At 29.3% G+C, this 15,172-nt stretch carries 23 protein-coding genes; 18 read left to right on the top strand and 5 right to left on the bottom strand.

Features of this window, described 5'->3' with window-relative positions:
- Positions 1–24 precede the first annotated feature (24 nt).
- Positions 25–1,593, bottom strand: coding sequence for a recombinase family protein (locus QMG30_RS07765; protein WP_281814170.1), 1,569 nt, complete (start codon positions 1,591–1,593; stop codon positions 25–27).
- Between the two features lie 272 nt (positions 1,594–1,865).
- Between QMG30_RS07765 and QMG30_RS07760 the strand changes: the two genes are divergently transcribed.
- The 3 genes from QMG30_RS07760 to QMG30_RS07750 all read left to right on the top strand — a co-directional run bounded on the left by QMG30_RS07760 (position 1,866) and on the right by QMG30_RS07750 (position 5,574).
- Complete coding sequence (locus tag QMG30_RS07760; RefSeq protein ID WP_281814168.1) at positions 1,866–3,677, top strand: hypothetical protein; 1,812 nt, start codon at positions 1,866–1,868, stop codon at positions 3,675–3,677.
- Positions 3,678–3,887: 210 nt separating this feature from the next.
- Positions 3,888–4,145, top strand: coding sequence for a DUF7662 domain-containing protein (locus QMG30_RS07755; RefSeq protein ID WP_281814165.1), 258 nt, complete (start codon positions 3,888–3,890; stop codon positions 4,143–4,145).
- An 88-nt stretch (positions 4,146–4,233) separates the two neighbouring features.
- A complete protein-coding gene (locus QMG30_RS07750; protein WP_281814162.1) occupies positions 4,234–5,574 on the top strand; it encodes an AbiJ-related protein in 1,341 nt (446 codons plus the stop codon).
- 349 nt (positions 5,575–5,923) lie between these two features.
- Here the strand turns inward: QMG30_RS07750 and QMG30_RS07745 are convergent, their stop codons facing one another.
- The 3 genes from QMG30_RS07745 to QMG30_RS07735 form a co-directional block, all read right to left on the bottom strand.
- Positions 5,924–6,793, bottom strand: a complete 870-nt coding sequence (locus tag QMG30_RS07745) for a hypothetical protein (protein ID WP_281814159.1) — start codon at positions 6,791–6,793, stop codon at positions 5,924–5,926.
- A gap of 237 nt (positions 6,794–7,030) precedes the next feature.
- Positions 7,031–7,393, bottom strand: coding sequence for a helix-turn-helix domain-containing protein (locus QMG30_RS07740; RefSeq protein WP_281814158.1), 363 nt, complete (start codon positions 7,391–7,393; stop codon positions 7,031–7,033).
- Between the two features lie 390 nt (positions 7,394–7,783).
- Entirely contained in the window at positions 7,784–8,026 is a 243-nt protein-coding gene (locus tag QMG30_RS07735; RefSeq protein WP_281814155.1) for a helix-turn-helix domain-containing protein, read from the bottom strand.
- A 138-nt stretch (positions 8,027–8,164) separates the two neighbouring features.
- Between QMG30_RS07735 and QMG30_RS07730 the strand changes: the two genes are divergently transcribed.
- Positions 8,165–8,365 carry a helix-turn-helix domain-containing protein gene (locus QMG30_RS07730; RefSeq protein WP_281814153.1) on the top strand — a complete coding sequence of 67 codons (201 nt, stop codon included), beginning with the start codon at positions 8,165–8,167 and terminating at the stop codon, positions 8,363–8,365.
- A gap of 50 nt (positions 8,366–8,415) precedes the next feature.
- Here QMG30_RS07730 and QMG30_RS07725 read toward each other — a convergent pair whose 3' ends face one another.
- Entirely contained in the window at positions 8,416–8,712 is a 297-nt protein-coding gene (locus QMG30_RS07725) for a helix-turn-helix domain-containing protein (protein WP_281814151.1), read from the bottom strand.
- A gap of 135 nt (positions 8,713–8,847) precedes the next feature.
- On the opposite strand from QMG30_RS07725, the gene QMG30_RS07720 reads away from it, so the two are divergent.
- From QMG30_RS07720 to QMG30_RS07655, 14 genes are all read left to right on the top strand, one after another.
- Complete coding sequence (locus tag QMG30_RS07720; protein WP_281814149.1) at positions 8,848–9,057, top strand: helix-turn-helix domain-containing protein; 210 nt, start codon at positions 8,848–8,850, stop codon at positions 9,055–9,057.
- Positions 9,058–9,140: 83 nt separating this feature from the next.
- The gene (locus tag QMG30_RS07715; protein WP_281814146.1) at positions 9,141–9,323 is read left to right on the top strand and encodes a hypothetical protein; all 183 of its coding nucleotides are present in this window, start codon (positions 9,141–9,143) and stop codon (positions 9,321–9,323) included.
- Positions 9,324–9,343: 20 nt separating this feature from the next.
- Positions 9,344–9,646: a helix-turn-helix domain-containing protein gene (locus QMG30_RS07710; protein WP_281814143.1), complete on the top strand. Its 303-nt coding sequence runs from the start codon at positions 9,344–9,346 to the stop codon at positions 9,644–9,646.
- Between the two features lie 30 nt (positions 9,647–9,676).
- Positions 9,677–9,925, top strand: a complete 249-nt coding sequence (locus tag QMG30_RS07705; RefSeq protein ID WP_281814140.1) for a hypothetical protein — start codon at positions 9,677–9,679, stop codon at positions 9,923–9,925.
- A complete protein-coding gene (locus QMG30_RS07700) occupies positions 9,922–10,101 on the top strand; it encodes a hypothetical protein (RefSeq protein ID WP_281814138.1) in 180 nt (59 codons plus the stop codon). Before QMG30_RS07705 ends, QMG30_RS07700 begins: the two co-directional genes overlap by 4 nt.
- A gap of 147 nt (positions 10,102–10,248) precedes the next feature.
- The gene (locus tag QMG30_RS07695; protein WP_281814135.1) at positions 10,249–10,464 is read left to right on the top strand and encodes a DUF6906 family protein; all 216 of its coding nucleotides are present in this window, start codon (positions 10,249–10,251) and stop codon (positions 10,462–10,464) included.
- Positions 10,464–11,012 (top strand): helix-turn-helix domain-containing protein, encoded by a 549-nt coding sequence (locus QMG30_RS07690; protein ID WP_281814132.1) that lies wholly within the window; start codon positions 10,464–10,466, stop codon positions 11,010–11,012. The genes QMG30_RS07695 and QMG30_RS07690 overlap by 1 nt, the downstream gene beginning before the upstream one ends.
- 66 nt (positions 11,013–11,078) lie before the next feature.
- Positions 11,079–11,387 (top strand): hypothetical protein, encoded by a 309-nt coding sequence (locus QMG30_RS07685; protein WP_281814131.1) that lies wholly within the window; start codon positions 11,079–11,081, stop codon positions 11,385–11,387.
- On the top strand, positions 11,380–11,541 hold the full coding sequence (locus QMG30_RS07680) for a hypothetical protein (protein WP_281814129.1): 162 nt from the start codon (positions 11,380–11,382) through the stop codon (positions 11,539–11,541). The genes QMG30_RS07685 and QMG30_RS07680 overlap by 8 nt, the downstream gene beginning before the upstream one ends.
- A 46-nt stretch (positions 11,542–11,587) precedes the next feature.
- Positions 11,588–11,968, top strand: a complete 381-nt coding sequence (locus tag QMG30_RS07675; RefSeq protein WP_281814127.1) for a hypothetical protein — start codon at positions 11,588–11,590, stop codon at positions 11,966–11,968.
- A 31-nt stretch (positions 11,969–11,999) separates the two neighbouring features.
- The gene (locus QMG30_RS07670; protein WP_281814125.1) at positions 12,000–12,707 is read left to right on the top strand and encodes a hypothetical protein; all 708 of its coding nucleotides are present in this window, start codon (positions 12,000–12,002) and stop codon (positions 12,705–12,707) included.
- Positions 12,708–12,914: 207 nt separating this feature from the next.
- Complete coding sequence (locus QMG30_RS07665) at positions 12,915–13,880, top strand: ParM/StbA family protein (RefSeq protein ID WP_281814123.1); 966 nt, start codon at positions 12,915–12,917, stop codon at positions 13,878–13,880.
- On the top strand, positions 13,877–14,230 hold the full coding sequence (locus tag QMG30_RS07660) for a hypothetical protein (RefSeq protein ID WP_281814121.1): 354 nt from the start codon (positions 13,877–13,879) through the stop codon (positions 14,228–14,230). Before QMG30_RS07665 ends, QMG30_RS07660 begins: the two co-directional genes overlap by 4 nt.
- Positions 14,231–14,244: 14 nt before the next feature.
- Positions 14,245–15,171 carry a helix-turn-helix domain-containing protein gene (locus QMG30_RS07655; RefSeq protein ID WP_281814119.1) on the top strand — a complete coding sequence of 309 codons (927 nt, stop codon included), beginning with the start codon at positions 14,245–14,247 and terminating at the stop codon, positions 15,169–15,171.
- Position 15,172: the final 1 nt, after the last annotated feature.

Here is a 15,172-nt window from a genome sequence, read left to right as displayed (position 1 = left end):
GGATAGGAAACATAAAAATAGTAATTAAGTAACATAATAAAACTTTATAGATAATTCAGCTATAGGATTATTATTTTCATCAAGTATAGTATTGACTGTAACTTCTTTCACCAAAGAGAGTATAATATTCCTCTTGATACTATCAGGTAAATCAAGTAATTCATTCTTATCAATAGTTATATTAGCCATTGCATCTTTAATTATCTGCATCCGATTATTGAATTCTTGTATATGCTTTTTCTTAGTAATCAGTTCCTGATTAGTACTATTGTACTCTTTATTTATCTTGCCGATCTGTTTACTTACATCATTAATATTAATAACTTTTTTTCGGTACAGATCCAGTATAGACTCTTTTTCTTCTTCAATTTTGTTTAACTCTTTTTGGGTAAGATCATAATCTTTTTTCAGATCAGTGTAAGTAATAGAAGTATTGTACATATCATTACTGAGATTAGTAAATACATCACGATTTCTTATAAGTAACGATATACATTCATCAAAAACATATTGTTCAGCTATACAAGCATCTATATTCTTAGAATAACATCTATTACTCAATACTTTTAAATCTCCATTTTTCCCACTGCAATAATAATAATACTTAGAATAAATACTCTTATTACTTTTAATACGGTTATAAGACTTCTTAATATAATTACGTCCGCATAATCCACACTTGATTATACCAGATAACAAGAACACTTTATCTATATTATAACTATACTTATGATTAACGTTCTTGGTAAGCTGTAATTGAGCTTTTTCCCATGTAGCAGTATCAATTATAGCAGGAACTTTTCTTTCAATAATCTCTCTTGATTTATTGGAATGCTTACCGAAGTAGTGAACACCTTTATAAATCGTATTGGATATTATACCTCTTATTCGTCCTGGTCTCCAAACAGGACTAACATTTGACTTTCTCTTTCCTTTAGTCTTTGAATTGAAGGTATGAGCAGGAATATGCAATTCATTTAATCGTAATGCAATATCTATTGAACTATATCTATAATCTACAATAAGAGAGTATATCAATTTAATAACATCAGCTTCACTATAACCACATTTCATTATGACATTATTAGTAACCGGATAACCATTATTCAGTATATAACCATATGGTACAATTCCACCAACCCATTTACCCTTTTTAGCAGCTCTATCTATTCCTTGGTGCATACGTGATAATATATTAGTTCTTTCATAATCTGCAATACTAGCTAAAGTGGTGATAGTGAATTTACCTGATACAGTAGTAGTGTCAAATTCCTCTGTCATACTCTTAACTTGAATACCTAGATTCTCCAGTTCCTTTATTATATTTAACGTAACCAACATGGATCTACCAAGACGGTCTAGTCTATAAACAAGTAGAGTAGAGAATAACCCTTTCTTAGCATCTTCTAATAATCTACTTCCAGTTGGTCTATTATGAAAAGGAATAGTACCACTAATACCATCTTCTCTATATATCTTATATGGTTCTAATCTGTACAAATTACAATATTTTTTAGCAAAAGCTATTTGACTATTAATAGTACCTTTTTCAGTCTGTTCATCTGTTGATACTCTTGCATATATGGCGAACATAGAAACACCTCCTGTAATGATAGGGTATCATTATAAAAGAGGTGTTTACATAGCATGATAGGAAAGATATTATATTTATTATAATCATTAAATGACGAACAAGTTAGGTTTATATATATACTTATATGTTCTGTGTTGTAAAAATACTATTTATTTGCTATTATAACATATAATAAGTACAAATATATATTGTGTCTATAATATACAGTTAATTGCAATATTTAAATATAAGAAGAAATAGCTCTGTATGCCGGGAAAGGAAGAGTAGTTTTATGAATGAAATAGTTAAATTTGGTGTAGTAAAAAACAAAATACTTATTGATGATTACCTTGAGTATATGGAAAAAAAAATTAATGCAACCTTTTTAGAAATGAAAATAAAACCTAGTAATTGCTTTATAGGTAGATTAAATATTTCAGAAAAGGTAAGTATTGAAAATGGAAATGAGTGCTATGCAGAATTCAGTATAGATGATCAGAAATACTTTGTTGGTTTTTCTTTTGAAACATTTAATGAAGTAAAACAACTTGAAATAAGTATAAATAGTTATAGTAATACGGAAGAACTAATAAAATTACTTGCTAATAAAAAACTTACATTTTTAGAAATATTCAAGATTGTATTAAAAAACAATGTTTTTTATACAGATAAAAAGAAGAAATGTAAAGCTTGGGAAAAATGTATTTGGCTAATAGATAAACAATCTCAGGTATTTGCAACAAATCTATATCCTATAATCTATGAAACGGAAAATCTTTATAGGGAATTAATAAATCAAGTAATGATTAAGGTGGTTGGTGCGGATTGGTGGAATACTATAGTTCCATTGGATTTAAAAGATGATCAACGTTCTAAAGTAGGAACTTATAAATCAATAGTGCAATCCTTAAATGATGTTGATGAAACATTAATGTCGATTGATGTTTCAGATCTCTCAAAGCTGACAAAATTAAAATTAACAGAGTGGAACCCCGAATATAATCAAGAACTAACAGAGTTAATACAGATATTTAAAAAAAGACAAAGTTATAAGAATGTTGATGGTAGATACATAGATAAAGCAACTCGTATACTGATGTCACAGCTTAATTATACGGATGATTTATGGGAAAAATATTTTTCAAAGTTTTTACCCGATGATTTTTTTGATAAATTTCATAAATTTAGTAATAATAGAAATCACATTGCTCATAATAAAATAATTGATAGACAAGCATATAATATAATAAAAGATTCTATATTTAATGTTAAGAATGATTTGATACAATCATTGAAAAGTATTAATAGTAATATAAAATCATTGGAGAAATTGGAGTTAGATAGACTTGAAAAAGAATATGATGCTCAAGAAGAAGATGAATTTATGAGAGAGATCATGGAAAACGAGAGTGGAGTAGAAATTAAAAACGAAGATGAAATTTATATGGTTTTTGAAGATGCTGTTATGAGATTTCACCAAGTCATAGAAGAACAATTAAGATTTAGGTTAGATATTGAGGTAGAAGATACTGCAGTGGTTGTGTATGAACCAGATACACAAACTCTATTTAATATAAAACATTTGGTTACAGAAGATGAGATAACTATAAGTTGTAAAATAGTAATTGATATTTCTCAAGGTGGAAAAAGCATCCTTGAATTAATATTTGCATATGAGGAATTTAGTAAAAGTTTAGATGTGCCGTATGTAAATGGTGAAGTAAGCTATAATGAGGAACAAGGTTACTATATGCCTGAAACTGAAGATGAATTTGGAGAAGTGCAATTGCAACAAGCTATAGAAGAATTAATTGATTTTGTAAATACTAATTTAGAAAGTTTAAGAGAAAAAGTAGATAGCCAAATGTATACCTCAATTAAAAATGGTGGTAGTAGCCCCGTTTCAACCATATGTTGTTGGAATTGTGGTGAAAGTTATATATGTATTGATGAAGAATATGCTGAATTAGGACGTTGCTTAAATTGTGGTGAAATGAATGATTTATATATATGTGAAAAGTGTGGTGAATATTGTGATGAAATACATGAGGTAGCTGGAGTACAGCTGTGTGAAATTTGTTATGAAAAATTTCAAGATGAATAATAAGTTAGAAATATGAATTTAATATTTTAACTGCCAATTATTCATAAAAAATTCAAACTAAATAATAGAGCATAGATCAATTAAACATCATAGCAGAAGGGTTAAAATTTACACAGATGCTCATTAATACGGGTATAGATTTCAATTGTAGTAACACTTTTGAAAATAAAATATTAGAGTAATTATGGAAAGCGAAAAGGAGGTATTATAATGGCAAAAGGTGATAAATATATTGGGTTGAAAAGGTATTTACAAAGTTCAACAGCACCTATTGTTACACTGTCATTTAATGATATTGAGCAAATTATAGGAAACATATTACCAAAGTCAGCTTATGTTCATGCTGAGGTATGGTGGGCTAATGATTATACGCATTCACAAGCAATAGCATGGATAGATGCAGGATATGAAACAGATTATGTAACTGATACATATAAAGATGAAAAAATTACTTTTGTAAAACGCTAATTTCAGATTATCCATAGCATGTACATCTATAAAAGTAGGCATTCTTGAGAGTTAATTGAAAATTTTTTCAACAGAAAAGAGGAGTTATATGGCAAAAATAAGTGAATTGATTACTGCAATAGCTAATTTGATTGCTAATGAAGAGAAAGCATATGATGTTCCTTCAATATGTTTAAAATATGGTCTTGACCCTGGAGAGAAATCTGAAGCTTATTCAAGCAAAAGGACATATGTTTCTAAAAGACTATCTTCTAAATCTCAAGATTTTATTTTTTCCCTAACAGAACAATTATTAAGAGATTATGAATCGGTAGATTTTGCTAGAATTGCTGAAAAATTTGTTAATAATAATATGTTTAGAATATCTATCTTAACAAGAAGGAATATAATAGATGAAGTAATAATAAAAGGAAATGTAGAAGGAAAAGTTAGTATTATTGATTTTTTGAATAGGATATGGCAACTAGATAAGATGCCATCTACGGATTATAGATTTATAAATGCTGTTGGTGATATTGGACAACATATGATAAATAATGATGATTGGGACTACAATTATCTTTTTAATTCTTATCTAAAGGTACTCTATGTATCGGACAAACAATTTTTAGATTTTGTAGAACAACTAGTTCATCCACTTGTAAGAGATAAGAAGGAACAATATGAATATGTAGACTTACTAAATAAACATTTAAACATAGATGGATTTGAACTTAAAATTTTGAATTATATATCAGGGATACCTGTTTATAGAGCAGTTGAATTAGTTAAAGGTGTCAAAGGAGCAATTAAAAATTTGATTTTTTCTGCTGATGGACCTAAACCTGAAATTATTATTTCAGACTCATTAAATAACGACTTATTAACAATTAAAAACGAAGAATATTGTTTGATATATGATGAACCAATTCCGCAGACAGGATTGTTATGGAAAGACTTGGTTACTTGGTGGAGTAAAAATAAATCTAGTTATAACAAAAATTTTGAAAGAGAACTTTACAAAAGACTTTATAAATCATTAGATTCAGAACCTGAAAAGTTGTTTTTTGATACTTACTTCAGAGAATTTCGTCATAAGTTTAGTGAGAAATTGCTAGCATTGATTCCACAAGTGTATTTACATTATGATCCATATACAATAAAGATGCTAGGAGAGAGAAGAATACCACGTCAACGAATGGACTTTCTTTTTCTTTTTTCAAATAGGGACAGGGTAGTAATAGAGATTGATGGTAAACAACATTATTCAATTGGCGAAAACTCTAGCCCAAGACTATATTCTCAAATGGTTTATGCTGATAGAGAATTAAAATTAAGAGGTTATGATGTGTATAGATTTGGAGGATATGAACTATGCCAAAATAATGCACGAAAGCTAATAATTGATTTTATTAGTAAATTATTTGAATTACATAATATTAAAGTATAGACACTATTGAATTTTATGAGCTTTGATTTGAATTAGGTTGAATTTCTTAAAAATAAAAAATTAAATAACTACTTAATGTTAGCATGGTAGAAACTATGAGAAATATGAGTTAGCTTGATTTATAAGTTATTATATTCCCATTATCCATATAATATATAATAAAAAAGGGATATATTACATATATGCAATATATCCCTTTTAAGTACTATTGGTTGATTATTAATTTATTGTTTCTATTTTAGTTAGAGTGTGAATTTATCTCTGTAATTAGCTTTCTATGATAATTTGATGGCATGAGTGCTAGGATTCCTAATATTCATGTCTTATTTACCTATATAATGTGATAAAATTACTTATTACGAAAGGGAATAAATTTAAGAAAAATATTCCTTATTTTTTTTACCTTTTTATGTGGTGAGGGGTACTGTTTATATGTAATTAAACTTTTAACATAAAATACATTACTCTTATTTATCTCAATGATATTAACTCTTTTTGGTGTAGAATTTTTATAGTATTTTTTTAGTAATAAACTCTTTCCAATATCAATTATCTCATCACATTCAACAGATTTATTGTTTTTAAAATATATTTTGAATTTATAAAAAGAAGAACAATTAACATTAATACTAGACAACATAATACTTATGAATATATAAGTAATTAAAGAAATAGAAATAAAAATTATAGCTGTTACAATATCATAAATATTATCAATAGCTATAATGTTATAAATATCTTTTGACTTATTAATATCTTTAATACTATCAATATCTATTAAGTTTATAAGACCATAACCACTAACCATTGTCACAAAAAAAGTTAGTAAAATAAATAATCTTCTAATTATAATGTTGTTTTTGTTTTGTTTATCATATTTATCTAGATCATCATCATTTATTTTACGAGTACATAATATGTATAATAAAAATAGATAAGTGTAGGTGAAAAATAAATAAATTCTTAAGGGATTACTATTATTTATTGAATATTCTAGAATAATAAAAATAAATATATATATAATTACTAAAAATAAATATAATAATATGTACTTTATAATAGCAAAAATAATTTTAAATTTTCCATTTTTGCCATCGCCAGGTAGAAAATATCTACTTTTAGTAAGGCATAGTTTTTTCTCTTTTTTTGATATTAAAGTAAATATTGTAGCAATTGTTGATATTAATAGGCTTATTAGTCCAATAGTATTTTTATCCATATTTTCACCTTATGTATATTATTTTGAAATTTATTTAATCTATAAGTTTATTTATAATTAAAATGGTTTGAATCATCTTTAAACAATAGTTTATGCCATTTAATGGTTGGTTTTATTTAATGAATTTCCAAATCAATAGAGGTTATCATAACTCTAAAAAAGCAGAACTACTATGTAGCCCTGCTTAGATGTCAGATAATATATATTGTTTTGAGCTTAAAGTATATTTAATGTATTTTACATTTTACTTAAATCAATTGCATGTCCTAATATTTTTTTTATCCATTCAATCTTTTCTTTAGTTAATTCTTCTTCTTCTGATATAACCCCTTTATTAATTAATAAACTACAAATTTCATAAGAAAGATTTTGAGTACAATCAGATAATTGAATCTTGTTAGCATTATCAGTTTTACCAATTAAATAATCTATAGAGACATTAAATATTTCAGCAAATTTAATTATAACATCAATATTAGGTTCTACTCTTCCTTTTTCATATTTTGATATTGCAGATTTTTTTAAATTAACTTTTTTCCCTAACTCTTCTTGAGTTAAATGATTATCAATGCGAAGTTTTTTTAACCTATTTCTTAACATATAATCATCCTTTCCTAGGAAACTAATATAATTATACTGTCCAAAATGGAGACTTTCAAGCATAATGTCTTTACTGGATACAAAAAATAATAAAATTCTTGACAATATCTTAATTGGATACTATAATAATAAGTGTCTTATTGAGATATTTTAATTAACTATATTTAAGAGAAAGTAACTGTAATTTGGACATTAGATGCAAAAAATTTAAGTATAGCAAAATTTTTTTGAGAATAAGTATCCTAACGGGAAATTATTTCAATGATAGTTAACAAAACTATTTCCTATACTTAGCAACTTGTATCAATGCTTCAATTTTTTCATCAGGTAACTGTATCGCACAATTGACTAACTCTTGAAACATTATTGATTTTGATTATGTAGTTAAAATTAATCAATATCAAGTTCATCAAAACTTTCATCAAAAAAATCGTTAATACTTATATTAAGACCTATACATATTTTTTTTATAGTAGAAAGGCGAGGATTTTTACTTTCTCCTTTAATAATGCTGTTTAAAGTAGATTGTGTTATACCAGATAAAGTAGCTAATTTATTAATAGTTATATTTTTTTCTTTACATAGTACCTTTAATCTGTTTGCTGTCCATTCAGATATATTCAAAATTAACACCTCCTAATTTTAATGTAACTATTAAAAGTATAACAGAAATTAATAAAATAATTAACGATATTACGTTGACAAACGCAAAATATAATGATATTATTTTATTAACGAAATAACGTTAATGAGATGAAAGGAGATAGTGGTTTGCATTTTAATGAAAAATTAAGGAAACTTAGAAAAACTAAAGAATTATCACAATCGATGTTATCAAAATTGACTAAGATACCTCAAACAACGATAAGTGATTGGGAAACTAATAAAACGTCTCCAGATTTAAAACAATTAAAAATGTTGTGTGATGTATTAGAGGTATCAATTATTCAATTACTTGATGATGTAACTTAAGTTAATAAAATTAAGCTAATAGATTTGAGTAATAAGAAATAGTTTATCAATTAATTCTTCATATATTTAGCAACTTGTATCAATGCTTCAACTTTTTCATCAGGTAACTGTATCGCACAATCGACCAACTCTTGTAACATTATTGGATTACTTTCAGTCATAAAAAATTGAGATAAAGAAATACCAAATGCATCACAAATAATTTTCAAAGATGAAATAGGTGGTTCAATTACATTCCTTTCGTATCTAGAAATAATTGATTGTGAGATACCTGTAAGATCAGCTAGATGGTTTCCAGTCATGTTTTTAGTTTTGCGTAGCTGCTTAATTCTATTACCTATGTTCATAATAATATACTCCTTTATTCGTTATATGTATATTCTATAGAATAATTATGAATAATCCCAATACATTAAAAGTATTTTTTTGTTGACATATATACGTTTAGCGTATAATATAATAATTATACAGGAGGTGAATAAATGTTAAACAAAATAGTCGCAAAAAGAATAAGAGATTATCGACAAGAAAAATTAGTAACCCAGAGTCAGCTAGCAAGGTTGGTTGGAGTGTCACAGGCTGAGATAAGTCGGATTGAGAACTGTAGTACTTACATCACGTTACCAGATGTAGAGAAAATATCAAAAGCATTAGGTGTTGAGGTAGAAGATCTATTGCGTAAAACAGCTTAGCAGTAGGACATTATTGATTCTTAACATAATTTTTATCATTTATAACAAAAACAATGAATTTGATTTTGGGAGGAGGAACCAAAGTGAGTAAAAGTACTGATATAGTTGTCAAAAAGTTTTTTGTTATGCCAGATGGTAGTGTAAGACCTTGGGAGTCATTCAGTGAGGAAGAATTACAAGAGATTAAAGATAAGCTTTTTGACAAAGTATGTGAAGAGACTGATCTAATAGACATCATCAAGAAAAAGATTATTGAAGGAGCTTAGTTAAAGGGAGGTAACGATTCATGAGTAAAGAAGCAGTCAAGGCTAAAGATAACATCTATTATCAAGCCAGAATAAGAGCTAGTAAATTCAATGAATCTTTTAAAAATCGAGATTTGACAGCCGAACAGCTAAACATCCATCCATCAACATTAGCTAGATATGAACTAGGTATACTACCAGTTAATCAGGAGATAGTTATTCTTATGTCAGAACTATACAATGACCCTAGTCTTATTAGTTGGTTCTGTAATAATGAATGCTTGATAGGTAAGTTGTGTTATAAGAAAAACGTATGTAATGTTATAGCGATTAAAGATGATTGATTAGACATTACTGGATATGAAGGTGAGTTAATGATTAAGCGAGAAAGAACTTGTGCTAACTGTGCCAATAATACCAAAGATGGTTGTATAGCCATGAGTGAACGAATAGGAACTAATTGCTTCGCTTGGGCGGACAATCGGGAACGTATCAAAAGGATAGATGACATGATTAATTATTCTGGTGGTTATCTGGTCAGTCAAAACAACAGGCGGTTATTGAGTCAGAGAAGAAAGCTAGTGCAGGTTATTGAAGAAAATGAAAGGAGCAAATCAGGTTGAAGAATATAGGGAGTATCGTAGGTTACATAGTGTTCATATTAAGACGGGATGAATGGACTAAGGAAGAGGTAGAAGGGATCTTATCAGAAGTGAAAGAGATAATGGCAGATCCCAGTAAGCAACCAAAATATATCAAGAGTAAGAAGCATGGTAATAGGTTCTGCCAAAGAAGATAATCATTGTACTTTACATGGTACAAAGTTATGAATTTATTTTAAGAAGTGAATGGTTGTACACATTTCCAGAAGTGATTTAACTTGTATTAATTATATCAAAGGCAGCTGTAGTAAATAAATAGGTTAACCTTTACAGAATGTAGTTTCATGATAGTAATTTTATTCAAGATAGTAGAAATGGAGATGATTTTTTTGAAGCATGGAAAGAGACCTACAAGAAGGCAAAAGAAGTTAATGAGTGATAAGAAACTTAATTATAGTGACTGGCTAGTGGTAAAAGATTGTGAAGAGACATTTGTTGTTGTACATAAGAAATCAGGTACTATAAGAAGATTCCCCAAGTTGAAAGGAGTTGTTATTTAATGTGTGTTGTAGACACAATCAAATCTACAAGAGAGCAGTTGGGATTGAATCAGAATCAAATAGCTGTAATGGTTGGAGTTGCACCAAGCACTTATGGAGCATATGAGAGAAAAGAAAGAAATATGCCAGATGACATTATTGTTTCTCTTGCCAAAGAATTGGGTGATTCTAGAATAATAGCTGAATACACTTTTGAAAGAGGTACAGAGTTCTTCAATGTTCCAGTACTTGACAACGTTGATAAACATCCAATGGTAGTTAATGATAGCTTGATAGAAGAGGCTAGTGAAATGATAAAAGCACTAATGATAATTAAGAAGTTAACGAAAAACAAGACCAATGTTTCACAGTTCAGTTCAGAAGAATACATACAATTGATTGATGCAGAGGAACAAGTAGGAGATTTATATTCAGCTCTTAAGATGCATTTTGTAACCATGAATATATTTGGTGTGAACGTTAAAGAGATAGAAAAAAGGTGTAACAGAAAACTTAGAAACAGAGGGTATGTAAGAGGCAATAGACAAAAAAAGAGAGCCCTTATATAAGAGCCCATTAAAAATTATCGTATTTTTATAATATCACAAATTAATCAAATAAGGAAGGTGTTAATTTTGGATGAAAAAATAATGAATCAAATGGTTTTAATAAACGAGATTATGAGACTTACTTTATTAGTAAACAACGTGAGTGAACATACAATATTTATTGAATATGCAGGACACGTCAATACACTTGATTGTAGAGTTCACGTAAATGGTTGGAGAAAAGACAATAAATGGACTAAAGATTTTCATGTTAGGCTCAATTCTGATGATTGTGGATGCTTTATGCTCAACAAGATAAAAGAATATATCAATGATCTATACATGAATACTGAAATAGTTGAACTAGAACAGAAAGGAGCTGAATGTTTTGCATAACTTGGTTCTAGGTATTGGTATAGGATTCATTACAGGTGTTATGACCCATTGGAGTATTAGGAAGATTAAGAAATACAGACATGACAAGAAGATATGGGATGATTTCGTTAAAAGGATAAGAGTTCAGTTGAAAGCAGGGACGTTGAAGATCTAATAGTTAATGCACAACATTAAAAATAAATGAAGAGAGGAAGGGTAACATGAGTAATATTAATGAAATTGATTGTTTCAACATTGCTAAGATGGCACAAGGAGCATTGATAGAGCAGTTCGATGCTGAATTTGAGAAAGTATTAGACAACATAGCGGACCCGAATACACCAGCAGAAAAAGCTAGAAAGATACAGATAGTTCTTTCATTGAAGCCTAGTTCAAGCAGGAGAACAGCTAACATTGAATTTCAGACTAAATCAACTTTGGTTCCAGCAGACAAACTTAAAACTGAAATAGCCATAGGTAGAGATTCAGATGGTAGATTAGTGGCAGAGGAATTTACAGGAGGTATACCAGGACAGATGAAGATTAATCTTGATGAAGAGAAAGACAGTGAGAAAGTAACCAATATCAACAAAGTAAGGTAAATATAAAAAATAAAATTAGGAGGAAATAGGTATGTTAAAACAAGCATTAGAGTATTTAGTAGGATTAGGAAAGACAGAGATTAAGGAGATTGACGGTTTCAAGTATGCCACTAACAAATGTCAAAAGATAGATGATCCGATAGTTGATGAATATTTTCAACTAACAACACTAACTGGTGTTATAGATTATGTGAAGAATGGTATTGATGGAGATATAGTTGGAAAGGACCTGACAATACATATCAAGTCACCAAGTATAGTAAAGATATATTCAAAACTCAATAAAGATAGAAATAGAGAACAACTAGTAGAAGCTGAGGCAATATTACCACGTATTGATTTCAATTATTTTATGGACACAGAGAGATTTAATATCATGCTTCAAAGTTGTTTTGAACATAGTGTAGACCTAAAAACCATGTTGAAGATAGTAGGGAATATTCAGGAAGAAGTGGTTAAGAATACTGGTGATGATGGAATAACTCAAACTGTTACAGCAAGATCAGGTATTGCAAGGGTAGCTGATGTAGAATTACCTAATCCAGTGGAACTTGCACCATATAGAACATTTCCAGAGTTGCAGCAGCCTTACAGCAAATTTGTATTAAGGATGCAGAGAGGTCCAGAAGCTGCATTATTTGAAGCAGGTGGAACTGGATGGAGAGTTAATGCTATGGAAGGAATTAAGCAATACTTATCAGAAGCATTAGAAGATTGTAATGTGAAGATTATTCTTTGATTTTTAATAGTAGATATCATATTGATATCCCATTAGTAACGGATATCAATATGATATCCAAAAACCACAAAAAGGGATATCAATATAATATCTTCACCCCTTTCAGATATCAATAGGATATCCCTACAGTTAACTAGGATATCAATATAATATCCCAGTAACTAACAAGGATATCAATAGGATATCCAACAAGGGAGGATTAATTTAATGAAATATATCATTTCAGTAGATGCAGGTAAACATGCTACCAAATGTGTAGGAAGAAAAGTAACTCAGACAAAAGATAGGCAGGTGTTTTTTAACACAAGATATTATGACATGGATAATGGAGACATGGAGGTATATGGTGATTCATATAAGGTGAGATATGAAGGACATGAGTACATTATTGGAGAACAAGGTGAGTTGTACGATACTACTACAACCAAGACTTCTCTTTTACATAAATTAGCAACATTAACAGCTATAGCAAAGATTACAGAAGAAGATACCAACCCAACTGTAATATTAACCATTGGTTGTCCAACTGCAATATATAAGAATTCTAAATTAAAAGAAGCCTATAGAAAATATATCTGTGATGGCAACCCTATAACTATCAGTGTTGATGAAGTAACTTATAACATTAACATTGAAAAAGTCATAGTAAAATGTGAAGGCAGCGGAATAGTTTACTTGCAACCTCATACTTTTGTACACCAGAGAGTCGGTATACTTGACATTGGAGGTCGTAACATGAATTTTGGTATATATGATAATCGTGTTCCAGTACCTAGCAGTCTATTCTCTAATAACAATGGTGGCTTAGTCTTAGAAACTATAGTAAGAGAGGATTTATCAAGCCATTATGGAGAGGATTATGATCTTGCGACAGCGGTAAACGCTCTGAAAAATGGTGGTATCATCATTAATGGTAAGTTACAAGAAGAAAGTGCCAATCTAGTAAGCAGCTCCATAGACAACTACATAACTAACTATATCCTAAAACCAATACGAGAAAAGAACATCAATCTATCCACTATGACAGTTATGCTCATAGGTGGAACAAGTAAATTCATACTAGATCATGTTAAAAAAAACTTACCTCATGTCAACATATCTAATCAAGATACTCAATGGGCGAACGTGAAAGGCTTTCAAGTGGTGGGATTAGTGAAAGCAGGAGTATTATGAGTAACAAACTAAAAAAATTACTCACATTCAATGAAGATAACAAAGAGGTACTTGAACTATTGAATAATAAATCTAATGCTTCACAATACGTATGTGAAGCAGTTAGGTTTTATGAACAAAATAAAAATGTATCCATAGATTTGACGAGGATAGAGGATAAAATTAACTTGATTTTGAGCAAATCACAGTCTAGTAATAGTGTTTCTAATGAATCTACAGATGTTACAGCAATTAATAAGGCTGATACAGATAAATCACATAATAGCATAAAACAGACTAACCAAGTACAAGAAATACAACCTAAGATAGATAATGAATTAAAGGATTTAATCCTTAGTGAAGAGGATTAGAGGGGGATTGTAACATGGAAAGAGATTTTAAAGGTATATGGATACCTAAAGAAATATGGTTATCAGATGATCTGACAATGCAGGAGAGAATATTTTTAGTAGAAATTGATTCATTAGATAACAATGGAGGGTGTTATGCGAAAAATGAACACTTCGCCAAGTTTTTTAATCTATCAAAAAACAGGTGTTCTGAAGTAATAAAATCATTGGAAACTAAGGATTACATATACATTAAATACATAAAAGATGGAAAGCAGATCATTAAGAGGATTATCCAAGTTACTAACAAGGGATTTAATCGTGATGTAAAGATACCCTATCGAGATATCGAATACCCCCATCGAGATACCGAATACCCCCTTCGAGATGTCGATTACCCCCCTTCGGAAAACTGTGAAGAGAGTAATACAAAATATAATAATACAAGTAATAATATATATAGTAAATCAGACGAGCCAGAAGAAGCACCAAAAGAAACAAAAAATCTCTATCAAGAAATTGTAGACACATACCATGAAACATGTGTATCTTTACCAAAAGTATTAAAACTAACCGATAAGCGTAAGAAGGCTATTAAGAAAGTCTATGAATCAAAGGTCATAGATAAAGACATTGAACGCTTCACTAGAATATTTCAAATGACAGAATCAAGTGATTTCTTAACCGGTAGAGATGGGATATGGTGTGCTTGTAACTTCGACTGGCTACTTAAGAGTGATAATCCTGTCAAGATACTGGAAGGTACATATGCTAATAGAGTGAAACCAAAGGCGAAACAGGAGAAGCCTGTAAGTGGTTTTATTAACTATGACCAAACGGATGGAAAGCAATACGAACTCTATCAGCAAAAATTAGATCTAAGAATGCTATATGATGCTGGGAAAATAACACAAGCTGAATATCAAAGGCAGCTAAAAGAGATTGAATTACAAGGTGGGTAGA

The organism is Vallitalea longa, assembly GCF_027923465.1.
GTDB lineage: Bacteria > Bacillota > Clostridia > Lachnospirales > Vallitaleaceae > Vallitalea > Vallitalea longa.
This window is presented reverse-complemented; position numbering and strand designations above follow the sequence as displayed.

What these genes read in the sequence shown, in the direction of transcription:
- QMG30_RS07740 (WP_281814158.1), bottom strand. Translation starts at nt 7,393, where the DNA reads ATGTTAAGAAATAGGTTAAAAAAACTTCGCATTGATAATCATTTAACT.
- QMG30_RS07710 (WP_281814143.1), top strand. Translation starts at nt 9,344, where the DNA reads ATGAGTAAAGAAGCAGTCAAGGCTAAAGATAACATCTATTATCAAGCC.
- QMG30_RS07660 (WP_281814121.1), top strand. Translation starts at nt 13,877, where the DNA reads ATGAGTAACAAACTAAAAAAATTACTCACATTCAATGAAGATAACAAA.
- QMG30_RS07665 (WP_281814123.1), top strand. Translation starts at nt 12,915, where the DNA reads ATGAAATATATCATTTCAGTAGATGCAGGTAAACATGCTACCAAATGT.
- QMG30_RS07720 (WP_281814149.1), top strand. Translation starts at nt 8,848, where the DNA reads ATGTTAAACAAAATAGTCGCAAAAAGAATAAGAGATTATCGACAAGAA.
- QMG30_RS07690 (WP_281814132.1), top strand. Translation starts at nt 10,464, where the DNA reads ATGTGTGTTGTAGACACAATCAAATCTACAAGAGAGCAGTTGGGATTG.
- QMG30_RS07675 (WP_281814127.1), top strand. Translation starts at nt 11,588, where the DNA reads ATGAGTAATATTAATGAAATTGATTGTTTCAACATTGCTAAGATGGCA.
- QMG30_RS07705 (WP_281814140.1), top strand. Translation starts at nt 9,677, where the DNA reads ATGATTAAGCGAGAAAGAACTTGTGCTAACTGTGCCAATAATACCAAA.
- QMG30_RS07655 (WP_281814119.1), top strand. Translation starts at nt 14,245, where the DNA reads ATGGAAAGAGATTTTAAAGGTATATGGATACCTAAAGAAATATGGTTA.
- QMG30_RS07755 (WP_281814165.1), top strand. Translation starts at nt 3,888, where the DNA reads ATGGCAAAAGGTGATAAATATATTGGGTTGAAAAGGTATTTACAAAGT.
- QMG30_RS07765 (WP_281814170.1), bottom strand. Translation starts at nt 1,593, where the DNA reads ATGTTCGCCATATATGCAAGAGTATCAACAGATGAACAGACTGAAAAA.
- QMG30_RS07670 (WP_281814125.1), top strand. Translation starts at nt 12,000, where the DNA reads ATGTTAAAACAAGCATTAGAGTATTTAGTAGGATTAGGAAAGACAGAG.
- QMG30_RS07745 (WP_281814159.1), bottom strand. Translation starts at nt 6,793, where the DNA reads ATGGATAAAAATACTATTGGACTAATAAGCCTATTAATATCAACAATT.
- QMG30_RS07725 (WP_281814151.1), bottom strand. Translation starts at nt 8,712, where the DNA reads ATGAACATAGGTAATAGAATTAAGCAGCTACGCAAAACTAAAAACATG.
- QMG30_RS07760 (WP_281814168.1), top strand. Translation starts at nt 1,866, where the DNA reads ATGAATGAAATAGTTAAATTTGGTGTAGTAAAAAACAAAATACTTATT.
- QMG30_RS07695 (WP_281814135.1), top strand. Translation starts at nt 10,249, where the DNA reads ATGATAGTAATTTTATTCAAGATAGTAGAAATGGAGATGATTTTTTTG.
- QMG30_RS07750 (WP_281814162.1), top strand. Translation starts at nt 4,234, where the DNA reads ATGGCAAAAATAAGTGAATTGATTACTGCAATAGCTAATTTGATTGCT.